Here is a 21,134-nt window from a genome sequence, read left to right on the forward strand (position 1 = left end):
GAAAACATTTATCCGTTATTACCAATGACCGTATTTACCACGAATAGCCCCGGGCGGCTGATGTCGCTGTTGCTTACCCTCTGTTTGTTAGGCATGGCCGACATGGTTCAAGCACAAACCATCCGCTATGTAAAAGAAGGGGGCACGGGTAATGGCTCCTCCTGGGCCAACGCCGCCGGCGACCTGCAGGCGATGATCAATGCGTCTGCCGTAGGCAACCAGATTTGGGTGGCCGCGGGCACATATCTGCCTACACGACCAGCAAATAACCTTGAGGTAATAAACCCTGTAAACCGCGACAATGCATTTACATTCGTCAAAAACGTCAAAATTTACGGGGGCTTCCCCGCCACTGGCAACCCCGGTATGGCCGACCGTGATTGGCAGGCGCATCCCAGTGTACTCAGCGGCAACATCGGCGACTCCGGTGACCAAACCGATAATGCGTACCACGTGGTGATTACCGCCGGGGCTTCGGTAACGACCGACTTCCTCATGGACGGCTTTACGATTACGGAAGGGTATGGAAATTTAGTGGCCACGATTACCGTGAATGGGCAGAACATTGAGCAGCGAACTGGTGGCGGTTGGATGAATGTGGGCGGAAGCCCAACAGCCAGTCATCTCTTGATCACTGGGAATACAGTAACCAACAGCGGATCGGGAGGGGGATGGTCTAATGATATGGGCGGTCAGGCAGTCGTATCCCATTCCACAATCAGCAACAACCATGCGGAAAATGGACGGGGCGGCGGAATTTATTTTGGGAACGGCTCCAACTCGATGCTGACCAATGTAACCATTAGCGGAAACACAGCTAACATAGGCGGTGGGATCAGCAACGTCTCTTCCCCTTCGCTGACCAATGTAACGATCGCCGGGAATACGGCGGCGAGGGAGGGTGGTGGTATGTATACGACGATAGGTTCCCCCACGCTGACCAACGTGCTCATCAGTGGGAATACCGCTACCAACTGGGGCGGTGGGATATCTAACACAGGCTCGACCACATTGACCAACGTGACCATCAGCGGCAATATGGCGCCCCAAGGCGGCGCGGTAGCTCATAGGCCCTTTGTTGGTGATGAAATCCTACAGATGCGGAACGCAATCATCTGGGGGAACAGTAGCGCTTTTTATATTTCTTTATCACTTCCTATCTCTGTAAATCACAGCATTGTACAAGGCGGGGTTGATGGCCTGACCAATCTGGATGCAGACCCGTTGTTTGTTAACGCACCGGATTACACCGGCGCTCCTTTTACCCACGGTAACTACCGCCTGCAAGCGGCCAGTCCGGCTATTGGTGCGGGGGATAATATTGTGTATGACATCGGTCAAACACCGGATTTATCCGCCATAACCACCGATCTGGACGGCGCTGCACGTATCCACGGCGGCATCGTAAACATGGGTGCGTATGAATCTCAGGGCATCCCGGCCATTACCCCGGGCGATCCGGGCAATTTCATCACTACCTGGAAGACCAACAACGACGGCATCTCAAATGAACAGCAGATCATCATCCCTGCGCAAGGAGGCGGTTATAACTATGACGTATATTGGGAAGATATAAACGATGACTCGAAAAACGGAACGATCAGCAATGTCACAGGCAATCTCACCATTGAATTTCCTTCACCGGGTACCTACCGGGTGGAAATCACCGGTGATTTCCCGCGGATTTTCTTCAATAACGAAGGCGACAGGTTAAAAATACATGCTATAGAGCAATGGGGCAATATCCAATGGACAAGCATGGAAAATGCTTTCTGGGGTGCTGAAAACCTAGTCATCAATGCCACAGACGCCCCTGATCTCGGCGGAGTCACTTCTCTGACAAACATGTTTCGAGGGGCTTCGTCCATGAACAGCCCCATCGGGCATTGGGACGTCACCAATGTGACGGATATGTCCGGGATGTTTAGCGGCGCATTGGCTTTTAACCGGCGCCTGAACAATTGGACGGTTTCCAAGGTGACCAATATGTCCCAGATGTTCCAAGACGCAACCAGCTTCAACGGAAACATCAGCGGCTGGCAGACCCCCAATGTAACCGATATGTCCGCAATGTTCAATGGCGCATCGGTTTTTAACCAAGCCTTGAACACGTGGAATGTTTCCAAGGTGACCAATATGGCCTTAATGTTCCGAGGCGCGACCAGTTTCAATAGAAACCTCAACAATTGGACGGTCTCCAGTGTGACTGATATGTCCGATATGTTCAACGGCGCATCGGCCTTTAACCAGGATTTGAGCAGTTGGGTCGTTTCCAATGTGATAACCATGAACCGGATGTTCACCCAGGCGACCAGCTTCAATGGAAATATCGGGAATTGGAAGGAGAAGGTCTCCAAGGTGACCGATATGGCCGGAATGTTCAACGGCGCATCGGCTTTTAACCAGGATCTAAACGAATGGAATGTATCCAATGTGACCGATATCTCCGGCATGTTCAATGGCGCATCGGCTTTTAACCAGGCCCTGAACAACTGGGCTGTTTCCAATGTGACCAATATGGCCGGCATGTTCAATGGCGCGTCGGCTTTTAACCAGACCCTGAACATGTGGAATGTCTCCAAGGTGACCGATATGACAGCTATGTTTTATGACGCGGTCAGCTTCAATGGAAACATCGGCAATTGGATAGTCTCCAGTGTGACTGATATGAATGGAATGCTCTTTGGTGCAACAAACTTTGACCGGAATTTAGGCGGTTGGGATGTTTCCAACGTGACAAGTATGAATGGAATGCTCTACAACTCCGGGCTTTCCCTTGAAAACTACGACGCCACGCTGATCGGTTGGGCCGAACACGGCAATTTGAAAACCGGAGTAACCATGGGCGCCAATGGATTAACATATTGCCAGGGTGCGGATGCCCGGCGGCAATTAACTGACGGATATAACTGGACGATCATAGGGGATATCGAACAATGCGATGCCGATATCACCCCCAATCCCGACAACATCTTCTACGTGGATATCGCTAAAAAGGATGTAGAGGGGCACACCCCTATAGGCGATTCCTGGGCTAATGCCCTGCCCGAACTGGCCGATGCACTGCTGTGGGCCAGATTACATTGGGGTGAAGATGGAACCGATGCAGGTTGGAACGCAGGGCAACCGCTGAAAATCTACGTGGCCAAAGGCACCTACCTGCCGCTGTACCATGCAGCAGACGGGTCATATATTGCAGACGGCGACCGGGACAACGCCTTCGTGATGGTGCCCAATACGAAGCTCTATGGCGGGTTCGACCCCACGAGCGGCATCACCGATTTAACCCACCAACGTATCGTTCCGAACCTGGGAGAAGAATCTTTCACCGGCGGAAGCATCCTCTCCGGCAACATCGGCGAGCCCGGCGACCAAACCGATAATGCATACCACGTGGTGATCACCGCCGGTGCCGCACTGGATGAACACTTCCTGATGGACGGTTTTACCATTACCGGTGGGTATGGGGATCTCGATGCCACGATTACCGTGAATGGGCAGCAGGTGTTTCAACTAGATGGCGGTGGGTGGATGAATGCGGGTGGAAGCCCGACGGCTAACCACCTCTTGATTAATGGGAATACCATACGCGAGAGTAGATTATTACCGTTAGGAGCTGGTTGGTTTAACAATGGCGGAAACCCCATATTAACCAATTCGACGATCAGCGGAAATCATGCGCCATCAGGTGATGGTGGTGGAATAGCTAATAATGTTTCCAATCCCGAGCTGACCAACGTAATCATCAGTGGAAACACGGCCAGCAGGGGCGGCGGGATGTTTAACGCAGGTTCCCCCATCCTGACTAACATCACCATCAGCGGTAATACGGCCAGCCAGGGCGGTGGGATGTTTAACATCAGTGCATCAAGCCCCATCAACATCCGTAACAGCATCATTTGGGGAAACAGCAGTGGGATATATAATTTTTCAAGCACAGTCACTATCAACCACAGCATTGTACAGGGTGGATATGCCGGCGAGGGAAACCTCGATGAAGACCCCTTGTTTGTCAACGCTCCAGACCATACCGGCGCCCCGTTTACAGGCGGCGACTACCGCCTGCAAGTGGGCAGTTCAGCGATAGACGCGGGGGACAATACTGTGTACGATGCCGGTCAAACACCGGATCTTTCTGCCATCGATACGGATCTGGATGGCGCTGCCCGTATCCAGGGGACCGCCGTAGATATGGGTGCGTATGAACTTCGGTCTGGCCACGGCAACATGTTATATGTCAACCAAAACGTAACGGGTGGCAACGGCTCTGGCGATAGCTGGGCCAACGCTATTCCCGAACTGGCCACGGCACTCGCTTGGGCAAAGGATAACGCCGGCAATTGGACGGAAACCGCCCCGCTTCAAATCTGGGTAGCTGCAGGGGAATACCAACCCACGGCCGGCCAATCCTTTGAAATGGTAGATCATGTAAAAATCTATGGTGGCTTTGCCGGTGAAGAAAACGAACTGGACCTGCGTGATTGGAATCTACATAACACCACCCTCCTAGGCAACGGTTCTTCCGTTGTCCACAATCCGGAAGGGCTCACGCTTTCCCGCATTGCTGTTTTGGACGGCTTTACCATAACCGGGGGTAATAACACCCAAGGTGGCGGAATCTATAATAGAGGTGATGCTACCTTTGCCAACCTCATCATTACCGGCAACACGGCTACCGGTTCCGGCGGGGGCATGCGGAATTTCGCCTCACCGTTGCTTTATAATATTCTCTTCACCAAAAACCGTTCTCCCCTTGGTGCGGGGTTCTTCAATACGGAAGTCGCTGGTGGCCAACCCAGCCAACCTATACTCCTCAATGTGACCAGCAGCGGCAACGAAGGCGATAGCGGACAGGAGTTACACCTGGAAGCGGGTAAACCGATCATCCGGAATTCTATTTTTTACGGAAATGGAACCGACGGTGTGAACAGCGAGCACGACATCAAAAACAGCCTCGTGCAGAGTCTGACCGTCAATAGCGATGGGAATGTACCAGGCATGACCAACCCGCTCTTTACCGATGCCACAACTGGTGATTTCTCGCTAAGTCCGGCAAGTGCGGCCATCAATGCGGGGAGTAATGAGGCGTATGTCAATTACATAGGAGCCTTAGCTGACCAGCTTGACCTGATCGGCGCAGCTAGGGTACAACAGGGCACCATCGATATGGGTGCCTTGGAAGGCCCCGGCAAACGGATATTGGTACCCGCAGAAACTGGCAATATCCTATACGTTAATCAGGAGGTCGATCAACAAGCAGTCGATTACACAGGCGATGGTTCCTCTTGGGTCAATGCCGTGCCCGACCTTTGGAGTGCGCTGATCTGGGCTAGGAAAAATGCCGGTAACTGGTCGGAAACTGATCCCCTCCAAATCTGGGTGTCCGAAGGGGAATACCAGCCCGCCCGTGGCCAATCTTTTGAAATGGTAGACCACGTGAAAATCTATGGTGGATTTGAGGGTACGGAAACCACCCTGGCAGCGCGTGATCTCTCAGGAAGCACTACCGTCTTGTATGGTAATGGAAATTCCATTGTCCGTAACCCGGAGGGGCTCACACTCTCCCGCCACGCGGTACTTGATGGCTTTGTCATCGGCGATTTCGGTTTCTTCGAAATGGAAGAAGCCCCCGAAGGCGCAGGCATATATAACAGCGGGGATGCTACTTTTGCCAACCTTTACATCTTGAATAACACCGCTGAAACAGCTGGGGGTGGTATTTATAATACCGGGTCAGCACTATTTTATAATACACTGATTGTAGGAAATACCGCGCCTAAAGGTGCAGGCTTTTATAACGCATCTGCAAGCAGTGCTCCCGTACTGGTCAATGTCACGATTCTGGGTAATTTAGCAGCTGAGGGACAGGCATTTTACTTGGAAGCCGGCAATCCGATCATCCGCAATGCTATTTTGTATGGCAATGCGGTGTTCGGTATAACGGATGCCACCGATGTCCAATACAGCCTGGTGCAGGGAAGGATGGCTACCGACAACGGCAATGTCGCCGATGTAGGCTTCCCGCTCTTCGAATATGCAGCACTTGAGGCCATGATGTTCCCGACCAGTCCAACCATCAACACCGGCAGCAACCAGGCGTACATCGATCTCGTCGGACCGTTTGATGATCAGTTAAGTTTTTTTGGTTTTCCCAGGCTGCAGCAAGATATTATCGATATGGGTGCCATCGAAACCCCATTCAAAAAAGCGCTGGCGCCAGACGCAAACAACATCATTTATGTCAATAAAACCGTAGATCAAACCACCGCTGAATACGCTACTGACGGCAGCAGCTGGTCCAATGCGGTACCTGAACTGGCCGATGCACTGCTGTGGGCTCGTGCGAAACGGGAATTGGAAACTTTGATTCCCGAGCCGGTAACTGGTGACCCGCTGAAAATCTATGTGGCCAAAGGCACCTACTTGCCCCGCTACGATGCGGAAGACTATCGTTATGTGTTTGAAGGCGACGGCAGGGGCAACGCTTTCGTGATGGTACCCAATACGCTGCTCTATGGCGGTTTCGATCCCGCAAACGGCATCACGGAGCTTACTCACCAACGGATCGTTCCGAGCGTTGGCGAAGAATCCCTCACTGGCGGAAGTACCCTCTCCGGCAATATCGGCGATGTGAACAGCAATACGGACAACACCTACCATGTGGTCATCGCCGCCGGCACCACAACGGATGAAAGCTTTCTGATGGACGGTTTTACGATTACAGGAGGGTATGCCGATTCCGATGGCACGGTTGAGGTGAATGGGCAAACCGTTTCTCAACGGAATGGTGGTGGATGGTTCAACATCATTGGAAGTCCGATAATCGACCAGGCGCTGATCAGTAAAAGCAGGGCTGGCATAAATCGTACAGGAAACAGCGCTGGTTGGTTGAATAAGCTTGGGATAAACCCAATGTTGATCAACTCAATAGTTGATGCAAATCCTATTATACTGGCCAATGTGACCACCGAAGCTACCAAGGCAAATCGGGTCAACCTGATGGCCGACGAAGGCCCTTCCCCGATCCTGACTAACGTGATTATCAGCGGGAATATGGCTCAAGACGGTGGCGGGATGTACGGCTCGATGTCTTCGCCCGTGCTGACCAACGTAATCATCAGCGGAAACACCGCTACTGCTCGCGGCGGGGCAATGTATAACGACGAATCGTCCCCCACGCTGACCAATGTGACCATCAGTGGGAATACAGCGCTTAATGGCGGGGCGATTGCGGGTCTTGGCCTTACGGACATCTCCACCAACATCCGCAATAGTATCATTTGGGGAAATAGCAGCGGGATACTTCATTCGGAAGGTGAATTAAATATTACCCACAGCATTATACAGGACGGATATGCCGGCGAGGGAAACCTGGAAATAGACCCCTTATTTGTCAACCCTCCAAGTTATGAAGGGGCCCCGTTCAGGAATGGCGATTACCGCCTGCAAGCGGGCAGCCCGGCCATCGACAAAGGCAGCAACAGCGCCTATTCAGGAGTGTTGGATAACGACTCCGACTTAGGCGGTAACCCTCGGCTGAATGGCAGCACCATCGATATGGGCGCCTATGAGTTCCAACGTGAACCGGAACCAACCATCACTCCAGACGCAGGCAACATCCTCTACGTGGACATTGCTAAAAAGGATGTGGAGGGGCATATCCCCACAGGCGACTCTTGGGCAAACGCGCTGCCCGAACTGGCCGATGCCCTGAAATGGGCCGGTGATCATAAAGAAGACGAACTTTGGGATAGCACTATCCCCTTGCAGATCTGGGTGGCCAACGGTACGTACCTGCCGCTGTACCGTGCGGCAGAAACAGATAATCGGGGCAACGAAACCACCAACCGAGACCGAGCTTTTGTGCTGGTGCCTGATGTGCAACTATACGGAGGGTTCGATCCCGACAATGGTATCGAAACACGCGATGATACCCGTATCCTGCCGGGTGTCACCCCGAGCGAAGTCGAGGGGGGCACCATCCTCTCCGGCGACCTGGACAATAGCGAAAGCCTTTCTAACGGCGATGCCTATCACGTAGTAATCTCCGTTAACGAAGTGGGCACGGCCCGCTTAGACGGTTTTACCATCACGGGAAGCAATGCCAATACAGGGCTCACTACCATCAGCGTCAATGGAACCCCTGTTAATAGAGATTTTGGCGGCGGGATGTTTAACTTAACGTCGTCCCCAGCCGTCACCAACGTCGCATTTTTTGGTAATGCGGCAACTCGGGGCGGCGCAATGTATAATTATAGCTCGTCCCCTGCACTAACCAACGTCGCATTTTTCCGCAATGCTGCAGACGCACTCGGCGGAGGGATGTTTAACGAAGAATCTTCTCCGGCCATCACCAACTCCACGTTTTCCGGAAATACAGCAATCTACGGCGGCGGGATGTATAATTCCTCCTCCTCCCCGATCATCACCAACGCTACGTTTGCTGGGAATTCTGCTAGCGGCGAAGGCGGCGGGATATACGATAACGTATCCTCCACCACACTGCACAACAGCATTGTTTATGGCAATAGCAGCGGAATGGAGGACAATACGGGGGCTTCCACCATCACTTACAGCTTGGTGCAGGGAATGGACGCTAATGAGGCAACCGGCGTGTTAGATGGCACCGACTCCGAGCTAACCCCTGATGCCATATTTGTATCCACAGTGGCGCCTGGCCTGTCAATAGGCGGCGACTATCGCCTGCAACCCAATAGCCCGGTCATTAATGTGGGTAGCAACGAAGCGTATAAGGCCGTGAATGGCACGGATATCGCCAGCGACCTCGACTTGGGTGGCGAACCGCGGGTGTATAACTACCCCGACGGCACTATCGATATGGGCGCTTATGAGTATCAGGGTAGTCAGGTACCTGCAATCGTTAGCCTTTCGACACCGGAAGTCGTGCAGGTAGACCATGGCACGGCCCTAAACACCATTGACAATCTTCCCACGGAAATAACGGGCACCTTGAGTGATGAAACAGAAGTGACCGTGGCACTAGACGGAAATACCGACAACTGGATGCTGTTAGAACCTGAAGGTGATGCGTACAACGGCGAAACAGCGGGCACATATGTGTTCGCGGTACCGCTGGTATTGCCGGATCCGGGCGACGAGCCCTTCTTTACTAACCCTGAAGACTTGCAAGTCCGGATAACCGTAACGGTCGCGAAAGGCGCACCACAATTTACCGCTTCATGGAATGATACGGGCATCCATGTTGGGGAAGGGCTTTCACTGACCTATGGCGATAGTGGAGTACTTACATTCGGCAGCACCGATCCCAATGCGGAAATCTCCCATGCGTTTGAGGAAGGCGACGCACTTGTACTGAATCTGAACGATTTGAATGCGGTAGTCGCACAACTGGCTGGCACAGCCACATTGACCGTACAACAGGGAGAAACGGACAACTTTGAAGCGGCTTCGTTGAGTTTTATGGTCACGGTGGCACCGAAAGCCATCACCATCATGCCCGCGGCCGGCCAAGAGAAGATATATGGTGCAGCTGACCCTGCGGATTACGGCCATGCCTTGGCCGAGGACAGTGAATTAGTGCATGGGGATGCCCTGACGGATATCATTTCCGGAACTTCGCGCGAAGCCGGCGAAAATGTGGGTGAATACGACATCATATTAACGGTTGAAGGTGAACGCGCTAATAATTATGACATTACGTTCGAGGAAGATAATAACGCTTTTGTAATTGCACCGTATGTGATTACCGTAACAGCGGACGATAAATCCAAGATCTATTGTACGGACGATCCGGCGCTGACCTATACAACGGCACCAACGTTGATCGGTGACGATGTCTTCACGGGTGAACTGGCCCGCGAGTCCGGCGAGGATGTCGGCACCTACGCGATTACCCAGGGTATGCTGACCGCCGGAGATAACTACGCGATGACGTTCGAAGGGGGTACGTTGACCATCACGCCAGCAGGTTATGAAGGCATCACGTTCAACGACGGTACCTTCACCTACGATGGCATGGAACACACGCTGGCCATCATGGGCGAACTGCCGGAAGGTGCGTCGGTGACTTACCAAAACAACGGACGCATAGATGCAGGTACGCAGGAGGTGACCGCCACCATCACGGGTGACAACCACGGGGATATGGAATTGAAGGCCGAACTGACCGTAACACCACTGGTCATTACGGTGACGGCGGATGATAAATCCAAAGTGTTCGGAACGAACGATCCGGCGCTGACCTACACGGCAGCACCGACATTGATCGATAACGACGTCTTCACGGGTGAACTGGCCCGCGAGTCCGGCGAGGATGTGGGCACCTACGCGATTACGCAGGGTATGCTGACCGCCGGAGATAACTACACGGTCACGTTCGAAGCGGGTACACTGACCATCACCAAAGCCAAGGCTGTTATCACTGCCGATGCGTTGCAGACCCACACCTACGACGGAGCGGTCAAAAATATAGTGGTCAACCTAAACCATAGTGAAACCACGCTAGGCTACAACCCGCAGCGGGGGTACACCGATGCGGGCACCTACCCCACCACCATTACCGCCGCTGAAACGGCTAACTATCAGGCCGCCAGTAGGGAGGTGACCCTCAAGATCACCAAGGCGGACTGGACGGGTACACCGGTGACCTTCCCCGACATCGATCCCATCGTTTATGATGGTGAAGAACACGGAATAACCGTGGATGATGTGCCCCCAGGCAGTGAAGTGATCTATACCATCATCGATGGCGATGGCAACGAGATCCCCGGAAACACCATTACCGACGCAGGGGATTATACAGTGATTGTCGTTATCCGTCAGGACAACTATGAGGACATCACGGTAAGTACGCCGGTGACCATCACCAAAGCCCAAGCCACCATCACCGCCGATGCGTTGCAGACCCACACCTATAGCGGGACGGTCAAAAACGTAGCGGCTAGCCTGAACCATGGTGAAACCACGCTGGAATACAACCCACAACAGGGATACACCGAGGCGGGCAGTTACCTCATCACAGTAACGGCCAAGGAAACCGCCAATTACCTCAGTGCGGAAGCCAGTACCGTGACCCTCGTCATCGAGCGGGCGGTTTGGAATGGCCCCGCCATCACGTTGCCGCAAAAGCTCGAATTCACTTACGACGGCAAGCCTCATCCGGTGACGGCCATAAACCTACCGCCCGATGCCACCGTGGAATACACCGTGACGGATGCCGATGGCAATACCAAACCCGGCAACACCGTGACCGAAGCAGGGGAATATACGGTGAGGGTAACGGTGAAACAGGACAACTACCAGGACGTGGTCATATCCACCAAGGTGACCGTGAAGCCTGGCATACGTACCATCAGCTTCCCATCCCTACCGGAGAAAACCTTCGGCGATGGGGACTTCGACGCTGAGGCTACAGCCAGCAGCGGTGAGGAAGTGGGCTATATGAGTAGCGATCCTACAGTAGCCACCATCGTGGATGGCCGCATCCATATCGTTGGCGCGGGAACAGCCAACATCACGGCCACCGTGCCGGAGAATGCTAATTACGCATCCCGGCCGTCGGCAACCCAAACCCTGGTGGTACGCAAAGCTTCCCAGTCCATCGACTTCGATGCCCCGGCGACCGTCGACCGCGATGCGGGCAGCATCACGCTGGACGTATCGGCGGGCAGTGGCCTACCGGTAACGCTTGAAGTGGATGACCCCGAGGTGGCCACACTGAATGGCACTACCCTTCGTATCCACCGGCTAGGCACGGTGCGCATTACCGCCATACAGGAAGGGGACGCCAACCACGAAGCGGCCGAGCCGGTGACCGTGACTATCCGTGTCGTTGATCCAACGGCCGAACTGCCGATGCGCGTCAGCAAAGTCGTATCACCCAACAGCGATGGCATCAATGAATTCCTTCTCATCGAGGGGATCAAGGACCATCCCGAAAACAAGGTGACGGTATTCAACCGGAACGGCACCATCCTCTATGAGGCCAAGGGATACAACAACGGCAGCATCGCGTTCAGGGGCATCAGCACCGGCCAGCTGCCCCTGCCCGCAGGAACCTATTTCTACGTAGCGGAAATCAAGGTCAACGGAACATGGAAATACGAAAAGGGATGGTTTGTATTGAGGTACTAGGTTTAACGAATGATTGAACACGGATGACGCGGATCCATACGGATTATTTTCAATGGCCAACCAGCGAAAATCCGTCCAATCGGTGTAATCCGCGTTCCATAAAGATAAAAAATATGAAACGAATTATCATATCCACAGCCACTCTGCTTGCAGCGGCGATCACGGCAACGGCCCAGCAACCCCTGACCCACACCCAACATGGGCAGATCCGGACGGCCATCAATCCCGCCGCCTCACTCCTGCAGGAGCAGGGTTCTTTATCCGTTATCGGCCGGCGGCAGTGGGTCGGCATCGATGGCGCACCGACAGTGTTCTGGGGAAGTGGCCACATCGGTCTGCAATCCATCAACGCCACCGTGGGCCTCAACATCCGCCACGAAAGCCTGGCCGTGGAAAAACTCACCGAGGCCTCCGCCTTCTTCGCCAAGGGCGTACGGATCTCCGAAAGCGAATACCTCGCCCTGGCACTCAACGCCGGGGTCAGCTACATGGAGGGAAACTATTCGGGGCTCGACCCCATCGATCCCACCGTCCGCGACGACATCCGGGAGACCGACGCACTCGTCGGGTTCGGGATCATGCTTTACCGGCCCGAAAAATATTACGTGGGCCTCTCCCTGCCAAGGCTCATGCTGGGGAACCTTGGCGTGACCGGCGATTCCCGCTACAATTTCCGGAATGTCTATCACCTTTCGGCGGGAGCCCTGTTCCCGCTCGGCACCGACTTCCACGTCCGGCCATCCCTGCTGGTAACCTATTCCGAAAGCCTCCGTCCGCAGGCCGAGGCCTCCGCCCTGTTCTTCATCAAACGCGTCTTCGGCATCGGGTTCAACGTAAGGAGCTATGGCGAACTTGCAGCGATGGCGCAATTCAACTTCGCCGGATTCGGACTGGGGTATGCCTACCAGTTCAACCCCCGGAACGAACCGCTCAAAAGGAGGATTAATAACAGTACCCATGAAATTGGCATCAGTTACCGGTTCGGGAAAAATGTCCCACTTCTTTGACCAACATCACCCCTAGCGCTGGCAACTTGGTGTACGTCAACAAAACCGTAGACCAAACCACCACCGGTCATATAGGCGATGGTTCCTCCTGGGCCAATGCTGTGCCCGAGCTGGCCGATGCACTACTCTGGGCTCGGCTGCGCTGGGGAACCGAGGGCTGGTTTATGCAAACATCACCACCGACATCGACCGCTATATGCGTATCAATTACCAAAGACGTAACCCGTTAGGAAATCCGCGCAGCTGTACACGGGTAGGTCGGAAAAATAGAAGTCGCCCTTATCTTCGGTGATGATGATCTCGCAGGCTGATTGCACGGCAGCGTAATATTCCAATCCATCCTCGAAATCATGGATGCGTTTATCGGCCACCGCTTGCCTGACGGTCTCGGCATCGGATGCCGCTATCTGCAAACGTGAGACTAGCAGTGCGATTTTCGTCCGGGCAAGATTGGTGCCCGACTTTTTCTCGGCAAAATAAAACGCAATGGCCAAGCATAGCGGCGAAGTCACTAGCATAAACCGTTTGTCATCCTGCAAACTTAACACCCTCGCAGCAGTGCTGAACAATGGGTACTCCTTATTCAACACGGCAATAAGCACATTAGCATCCAGAAACACCTTCATTTACGGGTACTGAGATATTCGTTTTTCAGGGACTTTCGACTGCGGGGCTGACGCTGGTACTCGACCTGTCCCTCGGCGAGCATGTTCACCCAATCGGAAATGGGTAACTCTTCCAGGCTGCCGTATGATTTGGTTGTAAGCTGCCGGTAGATAAACTCAGTAAGGCGGGAAAGGCTGATGTGATGTTCATCGGCAAAAGACTTCGCCCGCTCGACAATTTCTTTATCAAAGGAAAGGGTTATTTTAGCATCCATGTCATTCGCGCATTTAATACGACAAAGATAAAAGTTTTATACGTAAAAACAAAAACACGGTAAACACCCCAAAAATGAAGTACGGGAATTTTTCTATTTTTGTGGCCAAACTAGTCGTTACATGGAAAATCCGTTGTTAAAGCCATTCAATACTCCATTCGAAAGCGTACCATTCAGTACCATCAAGGAAGAACACTACAAACCCGCCATCCTTCAGTTAATCGATGAGGCCAAACAGGAAATCGATTCGATTGTGGCCAATCCGGATACCCCTGATTTTGCCAATACCATCGCAGCGCTGGAACGTACGGGTGCTCGACTCAACATCGCTTCCGCCACCTTCTTTAACCTCGATGCTGCGGAGACAAACGACTATATCCAGCAACTTGCCCAGGAGCTCTCACCCATTTTAGCGGCATATAGTAACGACATCATGCTCAATGAAGGACTCTTCCAGCAGGTAAAACAGGTCCACGACCAAATGGACAAAACCACGCTGACCGATGAAGAGAACCGACTATTGGACAAGACCTATAAGGGATTTGTCCGCAATGGAGCGTTGTTATCTCCTGAAGCGAAAACAGAACTGCGCGATATCGACAAGCGATTGGCCACACTTACGATGAAATTCTCGCAAAATGTACTGCAGGAGACCAATGCTTACCAATTACACGTCCAAGACAAGGAACAGCTGGCGGGCCTACCGGATTCCATTTTAGCTGCCGCCAAGGACGAAGCCGAGAAACGCAGCCTTGAAGGATGGGTATTCACCCTCCATTTTCCCAGTTTCGTTCCTTTCATGAAATATGCCGCCAACCGTGAAATGCGTAAGGAGCTATACCTCGCTTCGGCCACTCGGGCGCTGAAGTCAAACGAATACAACAACGAAGGCATTGTGCGCGATATCGTTGATTTGCGCGCCCGCCGGGCCAACTTGTTGGGATTTGGCACCCATGCCGATTTTGTCTTGCAGGAACGGATGGCCTCCTCCCCTCTCCTTGTCTTTGATTTCTTGCATGACCTGTTGCAGAAGGCCAAGCCTCATGCCGCGGAGGAAGTGGCCAAGCTACAAGCCTTGGCTGAGGCCGATGGCATATCCCCGATCATGCCGTATGACCACGCTTATTATGCCGAAAAGCTAAAGGAGGCCACATTCAACTTGTCGGAAGAAACGTTGAAGCCCTACTTTCCTTTGCCGCAAGTGCTGGAGGCTGCATTCGATGCTGCAAGTCGGCTCTATGGACTTGTCTTTGAGCTGCGTACCGACATCCCCAAATACCACCCTGAAGTAACCGTATATGAAGTATTGGAAAATGGTGAACATAAAGCGCTGCTTTATACCGATTGGCATCCCAGGGAAGGTAAACGGGCAGGGGCCTGGATGACCGCCTACCGTGGTCAGCGCATCGAAAACGGCATGCAGGTCCGGCCGCACATTTCCATCGTATGCAATTTTGCACGACCAACCGGCGACACCCCTTCCCTGCTCACGTTTAACGAAGTGACCACACTTTTCCATGAGTTTGGACACGCCCTGCATGGCATGATGGCCGATACGGTCTATGAAAGCCTGTCAGGCACCAATGTCTATTGGGACTTTGTGGAATTGCCCTCGCAATTCATGGAAAACTATTGCTATGAGCAGGAATTCCTCCGCTCTTTTGCCCGGCATTATCAGACGGGTGAGGCCTTGCCAAATGAAGAAATTGATAAAATCGTGGCTGCGGCCAATTTCATGGAAGGGTACCAAACCATGCGCCAACTGGGTTTCGGCCTATTGGATATGGCCTACCATACGGGGAAACTTGCCGATGACACCCCAATTGAACATTTCGAAAAGGACACCATCCGCGAAACCCAACTCTACCCCAATGTGAAGGGTACGGCACAAAGCCCGTCGTTTTCGCACATCTTTGCAGGAGGCTATTCCGCCGGTTATTATTCTTACAAATGGGCCGAAGTACTGGATGCCGATGCATTTGCCTATTTCAAGGAAACCAGTATTTTCAACCCGGATACAGCGGCCAGATTCAAGAAACTGCTGAGCAGCGGAGGCACCGTAGATCCCATGGAGCTTTACATCCAGTTCAGGGGTCGCAAGCCCGAAGCCGATGCGCTACTCAAGCGGGCTGGTTTGACAACCTAGTGGAAAATGTGGTGCAAAGAACCGCAACGTAATTTCTTGGCGCACTTTGCGTGAAACCTGTTAGCTGCACCCGAAAGACATAGCAATACTCCTTTCCACATAAATTTCCTTACTTTTGCCGATATTTTATCATTAAACATGAGCGACCGCACCAAGAGAATTTTCCTTGCCATTTGTATCATTGTACCGTTTCTGCTGTATTGTTTTTACTATTACAGCCAAATGTTCAAAAATGCACCTTACCGATTTACCGATTTTGAATCCATTGTGTTTAAATACGGCGAGGGTAATGAACTGGTAAACCAGTTTGACTCTGAAACCGGGCGCTATCAGTACCTCAATGTGCGGGACTCATTGATGACAGATACCATAAAACTCCGGAAGGACGACATGCAATACCTACATGGCAAAGCGACGCAATTGGGTTTTTGGAACCTTCCGGACGACATGACCACGAGCCCAGCCGCTGATGACACGTCAGGGGGTCAACCGGTAGCCCGGTTTTACCTCCAGTATAACTACAAAGAGAAAAGCAAAGAAATTACGCTTGATGCAGACTTCAATGGCAACTCAAAAATGCGCGACGCGGCCAAGTCAGTAATCGATGAAGTCATGCGGGTAATCAGTGATGCACACGACCGTCAATGATCCACCCCCTTCCCTGCCCGTAAATACCGGATATCATCCGATGCCGGGGCCTCGAACACTTCTAATCCAAAATACTTGATGGCCGAGAGCAAATGGTCGAAAATATCCGACATGATATCTTCGTACACCGCCCAACGGGTGTCCGATGTAAACATGTAAAGCTCAATCGGCAAGCCATGCTCACTGGGCGAAAGTTGCCGTACAAGCATGGTCATATCTTGGCGAATCTGCGGGTGGGCTTGCGCATAACGGTTGATATACTGGCGGAATAGTCCCACATTCGTCATGTTTCGACCATTCACGGGCATAGACCGATCCGCTTGGGTCTCCGTATTGTATCGGTCGATTTCAGCTTGCCTTTCCCCTATATAAGCAGTTAGCAATTGTATTTTCTCCAAACGCTCGATTTCATCTTTCGTAAGGTACCGGATGGATGAGATTTTGATGTTGATTGCCCGTTTGATGCGGCGGCCCCCGGCGTTTTGCATGCCCCGCCAGTTTTTGAATGAATCCGCAATGAGGTAATAGGTAGGGATGGTCGTGATGGTCTTGTCCCAGTTCTGCACCTTCACAGTATTAAGGTTGATTTCAACGACATCACCATCGGCACCATATTTGGGCATCTCAATCCAATCGCCCACACGCACCATGTCATTGGAGGATACCTGTATGCTGGCTACAAAACCAAGAATGGTGTCTTTGAATACCAACATGAGGATAGCGGATCCTGCCCCTAGCGCCCCCAAAAAGGCCCATGGTGATTCCTCCGTAACCATGGAAAACACGATGATCCCCGCAACGAAAAACATGAAAATATTGATTACCTGAAGGTAGCTTTCCAATGGTTTGTCAAGGAAACCTTTCTTGGTACGGAGGTGGTCGCGCACCGACCTAAAAAATGCCCGTAATAGCATAACCCATCCAAATACCAAAAGGATATCTACAAACTTTTGAACAGGGGAAATCCACGTTGGAAAACCCGAGAAAACCACCGGGATGAAATGGATGGAAACGATGATCGGGATGAGCCTCGCAAAATAGACAAGCGTCTTGTTATTCACTAGGTAATCATCAAACCTAGTGGTGGATTTACCGGCCGCAGACGTTAGGATTTTGACCAATACCTTTCGGGTAATGAAATCAATAACAGCCAGCAATAACAACAACATGGCCAACAAGATAAAGAGGTTGAGTATATTTGCCTGCACTTCAGGTATTCCCCACCCAATCAGTTTACGATAAGTCCATTCATAAATAAAGTTTGTAGTAGTATCAAAACGTAATTCCATAATCACTGTACACCTTAGCCGAAAAAAATTGGGTTTTTAAGAAATAGCGAAGAATATTATGGCACAAAAATATGCATTGCGCATGGATAATGAAAATTATTAGTCACATCAAAAATGATACGATGAGGGAAACCTGCTATATGCAGCATGCTGTAATGAAGTACCGCTAACCGCCGAAGGCAGCTTGAACGCCTTTGAAATATGATTGCATGTGAAAAAAACGAACACAAGCGAATAAACTATACGAATGAAATACAGGCAAAAACAGCGATATTATACCCAAAAAACATTCTTTTATCACCCAAAAAATTCTTAATTTCGCATGCGCAATATGCTAAAAGTATGTTGCGCGTAGTTTTATTGATGAACTGAACTAAATATGGCAGAAGAAACAGAAAACGACGACAACCTCGTTCCGGCTAATGACCGGATTATCCCCATCAATATCGAAGACCAAATGAGATCCGCATACATTGATTACTCGATGTCTGTTATTGTATCCCGCGCATTACCAGATGTCAGGGACGGATTAAAACCTGTACATCGTCGTGTATTGTATGGGATGCTTGATTTAGGAGTAACTAGTAATAAATCCTATAAAAAATCAGCGCGTATTGTGGGTGATGTATTGGGTAAATACCATCCCCATGGCGACTCGTCTGTATATGACACCATGGTGCGAATGGCTCAAGAATGGAGTTTGCGTTACCCATTGGTAGATGGGCAAGGAAACTACGGTTCTGTTGACGGTGACCCTCCTGCGGCCATGCGTTATACAGAAGCAAGGTTGAAGAAGATTGCCGAAGAACTACTTTCTGACATCAACAAGGATACCATCGACTACCAGCTCAATTTTGACGATTCACTCGAAGAGCCGACCGTGCTCCCAACGCGTATACCCAATCTACTGGTTAATGGTGCTTCGGGTATTGCTGTGGGTATGGCCACCAATATGCCCCCTCACAACCTGACAGAGGTGGTGGATGGCATCATTGCCTATATCGATAACCGGGACATTGAAATCGCCGAATTGATGCAACATATCAAAGCGCCCGACTTCCCCACCGGAGGGATTATCTACGGTTATGCAGGGGTGCAAGAAGCATTTCTCACAGGCAGAGGACGTGTCGTCATGCGGGCAAAAGCGGAGATTGAGACGTTGAAAAGTGGGCGGGAACAAATCATCGTGACCGAGATACCTTACCAGGTAAACAAGGCTAACATGATCGAGCGGACGGCAGATCTGGTCAACGAGAAAAAGATGGAGGGCATCTCCACCATTCGCGACGAGTCAGACAGGCACGGTATGCGCATCGTGTATGAAATCAAACGCGAATCCAATGCTTCCATTGTATTAAACAATCTCTATAAGCATACGGCTTTACAGACCTCATTCAGTGTAAATAACATAGCGCTCGTGCATGGCCGCCCGATACTCCTCAACCTCAAGGATATGATCCACCATTTTGTGGAACATCGCCATGAAGTAGTCGTACGCCGGACACGGTTTGAACTGGCAGAAGCCGAGAAAAGGGCACATATACTGCAAGGTTTACTCATTGCCCTTGACCATCTCGATGAAGTCATCAAGCTTATCCGTGCATCGGAGACCCCGGAGGAAGCACGGACTGGCTTAATGGAAAAATTCGGCCTTTCCGATATACAAGCCAGGGCTATCTTGGATATGACACTGCGCCGTCTTACCGGACTGGAACGCGACAAAATCAAGGATGAGTATGCCGAACTGATGAAAACCATCGATTATTTGAAATCCATTCTTGATGATGAAGGCCTCCGGATGAAAATCATCAAGGATGAGCTTCAAGAAGTAAAGGAAAAATATGGGGATGAACGCCGCTCCATCATTGTGCATTCAGCAGAAGATATGCGCATGGAAGACTTCATCGATGACGAGGAAATCGTCATCACCATATCGCATGAAAGCTATGTGAAGCGCACACCGCTGACCGAGTACCGCAGGCAAAGCCGGGGCGGCAAGGGTTCCTTGGGGACCAATACGCGTGAAGAAGACTTCACCGAACACATCATCATAGCCTCGGCACACAACTACATGCTGTTTTTTACCGAGACTGGTCGTTGTTTCTGGCTACGGGCGTTTGAAATCCCCGAAGGTAGCCGTACATCACGGGGCCGTGCTATCCAAAACATCATCAATATTCCCAAGGAAGAAAAGATTAAGGCCTATATCAAAGTGAAAAACCTCAAGGACAAGGAATACCTTGAGAACAATTTCATCATCATGTGTACAAAAAGGGGCACAATCAAGAAAACGTCCCTCGAAGCTTACTCCCGCCCCCGCGCTAATGGCATCAACGCCATCAACATCAACGAGGGCGACCAACTGTTGGAAGCATCCCTTACTGATGGCAACAGTGAAATTGTAATGGCCTTACGTTCAGGAAGAGCCATCCGTTTCAATGAATCCACCGTACGCCCCATGGGACGCACCGCTACCGGTGTCCGCGGTGTCACATTAGCAGGCCCAGATGACGAAGTAGTTGGCATGATTAGTGTTAATAATCCTGAAATAACGGTGTTGGTTGTATCAGAAAAAGGATATGGCAAACGTACGGATATTGAGGATTACCGGGTAACCAACCGGGGAGGCAAGGGTGTAAAAACGCTCAATGTTACCGAAAAAACCGGTAGATTAGTATCCATAAAGAATGTGACTGATAACGATGACTTGATGATTATCAACAAGTCGGGCATCGTCATCCGAATTGCCGTTAGCGAGTTGAGGGTGATGGGCAGAGCAACACAGGGTGTACGCCTCATTAACCTAAAAGGTAAAGATGAGATTGCATCGGTCACCAAAGTGGAACATGAAGAAGCAATAATCATTGAGGGCGAGATCGTCGAAGGCGAAGAGATCGTCGGAGGGGAAACTTCGGAAAATGATGGCGATACCGATGTAAACGATACCGATGACACCACACCCCAAACGGAGGAATAAATAATGAACCCGACATGATTAAAATAATCGTTAAACACACAGGGTAATGATTGTTTTAATTATCAAAGGCTCC

General features: G+C 51.3%; 9 protein-coding genes. 6 read left to right on the top strand and 3 right to left on the bottom strand.

Annotated features, from left to right (window positions below):
• The first annotated feature begins 24 nt into the window (after positions 1–24).
• The 3 genes from NF543_RS05450 to NF543_RS05460 all read left to right on the top strand — a co-directional run bounded on the left by NF543_RS05450 (position 25) and on the right by NF543_RS05460 (position 13,351).
• Entirely contained in the window at positions 25–12,114 is a 12,090-nt protein-coding gene (locus NF543_RS05450) for a BspA family leucine-rich repeat surface protein (RefSeq protein ID WP_257667100.1), read from the top strand.
• Between the two features lie 113 nt (positions 12,115–12,227).
• Positions 12,228–13,121 (top strand): PorP/SprF family type IX secretion system membrane protein, encoded by an 894-nt coding sequence (locus NF543_RS05455; RefSeq protein ID WP_257667101.1) that lies wholly within the window; start codon positions 12,228–12,230, stop codon positions 13,119–13,121.
• Positions 13,118–13,351, top strand: coding sequence for a hypothetical protein (locus NF543_RS05460; protein WP_257667102.1), 234 nt, complete (start codon positions 13,118–13,120; stop codon positions 13,349–13,351). Before NF543_RS05455 ends, NF543_RS05460 begins: the two co-directional genes overlap by 4 nt.
• On the opposite strand, the gene NF543_RS05465 is transcribed toward NF543_RS05460, so the two are convergent.
• Together NF543_RS05465 and NF543_RS05470 are read right to left on the bottom strand one after the other, a co-directional pair.
• Complete coding sequence (locus NF543_RS05465) at positions 13,325–13,747, bottom strand: PIN domain-containing protein (RefSeq protein ID WP_257667103.1); 423 nt, start codon at positions 13,745–13,747, stop codon at positions 13,325–13,327. The genes NF543_RS05460 and NF543_RS05465 overlap by 27 nt on opposite strands.
• Positions 13,744–14,001, bottom strand: coding sequence for a DUF6364 family protein (locus NF543_RS05470; RefSeq protein WP_257667104.1), 258 nt, complete (start codon positions 13,999–14,001; stop codon positions 13,744–13,746). Before NF543_RS05470 ends, NF543_RS05465 begins: the two co-directional genes overlap by 4 nt.
• 121 nt (positions 14,002–14,122) lie before the next feature.
• On the opposite strand from NF543_RS05470, the gene NF543_RS05475 reads away from it, so the two are divergent.
• Both NF543_RS05475 and NF543_RS05480 read left to right on the top strand, forming a co-directional pair.
• Positions 14,123–16,147 carry a M3 family metallopeptidase gene (locus NF543_RS05475; protein WP_257667105.1) on the top strand — a complete coding sequence of 675 codons (2,025 nt, stop codon included), beginning with the start codon at positions 14,123–14,125 and terminating at the stop codon, positions 16,145–16,147.
• A 222-nt stretch (positions 16,148–16,369) separates the two neighbouring features.
• Entirely contained in the window at positions 16,370–16,795 is a 426-nt protein-coding gene (locus NF543_RS05480) for a hypothetical protein (RefSeq protein ID WP_257667106.1), read from the top strand.
• Here NF543_RS05480 and NF543_RS05485 read toward each other — a convergent pair.
• Positions 16,789–18,084, bottom strand: a complete 1,296-nt coding sequence (locus NF543_RS05485; RefSeq protein ID WP_257667107.1) for a mechanosensitive ion channel family protein — start codon at positions 18,082–18,084, stop codon at positions 16,789–16,791. The genes NF543_RS05480 and NF543_RS05485 overlap by 7 nt on opposite strands.
• Before the next feature lie 379 nt (positions 18,085–18,463).
• Between NF543_RS05485 and gyrA the strand changes: the two genes are divergently transcribed.
• A complete protein-coding gene (gene gyrA, locus NF543_RS05490) occupies positions 18,464–21,061 on the top strand; it encodes a DNA gyrase subunit A (RefSeq protein WP_257667108.1) in 2,598 nt (865 codons plus the stop codon).
• Positions 21,062–21,134 lie beyond the last annotated feature (73 nt).

The sequence above is a fragment of the Parapedobacter tibetensis genome, from assembly GCF_024704835.1.
Classification (GTDB): Bacteria; Bacteroidota; Bacteroidia; order Sphingobacteriales; family Sphingobacteriaceae; genus Parapedobacter; species Parapedobacter tibetensis.

Excerpts from the sequence above, each read along its gene's own strand:
- NF543_RS05450 (WP_257667100.1), top strand. The coding sequence starts at position 25 with ATGACCGTATTTACCACGAATAGCCCCGGGCGGCTGATGTCGCTGTTG.
- NF543_RS05455 (WP_257667101.1), top strand. The coding sequence starts at position 12,228 with ATGAAACGAATTATCATATCCACAGCCACTCTGCTTGCAGCGGCGATC.
- NF543_RS05465 (WP_257667103.1), bottom strand. The coding sequence starts at position 13,747 with ATGAAGGTGTTTCTGGATGCTAATGTGCTTATTGCCGTGTTGAATAAG.
- NF543_RS05470 (WP_257667104.1), bottom strand. The coding sequence starts at position 14,001 with ATGGATGCTAAAATAACCCTTTCCTTTGATAAAGAAATTGTCGAGCGG.
- NF543_RS05475 (WP_257667105.1), top strand. The coding sequence starts at position 14,123 with ATGGAAAATCCGTTGTTAAAGCCATTCAATACTCCATTCGAAAGCGTA.
- NF543_RS05480 (WP_257667106.1), top strand. The coding sequence starts at position 16,370 with ATGTTCAAAAATGCACCTTACCGATTTACCGATTTTGAATCCATTGTG.
- NF543_RS05485 (WP_257667107.1), bottom strand. The coding sequence starts at position 18,084 with ATGGAATTACGTTTTGATACTACTACAAACTTTATTTATGAATGGACT.
- gyrA (WP_257667108.1), top strand. The coding sequence starts at position 18,464 with ATGGCAGAAGAAACAGAAAACGACGACAACCTCGTTCCGGCTAATGAC.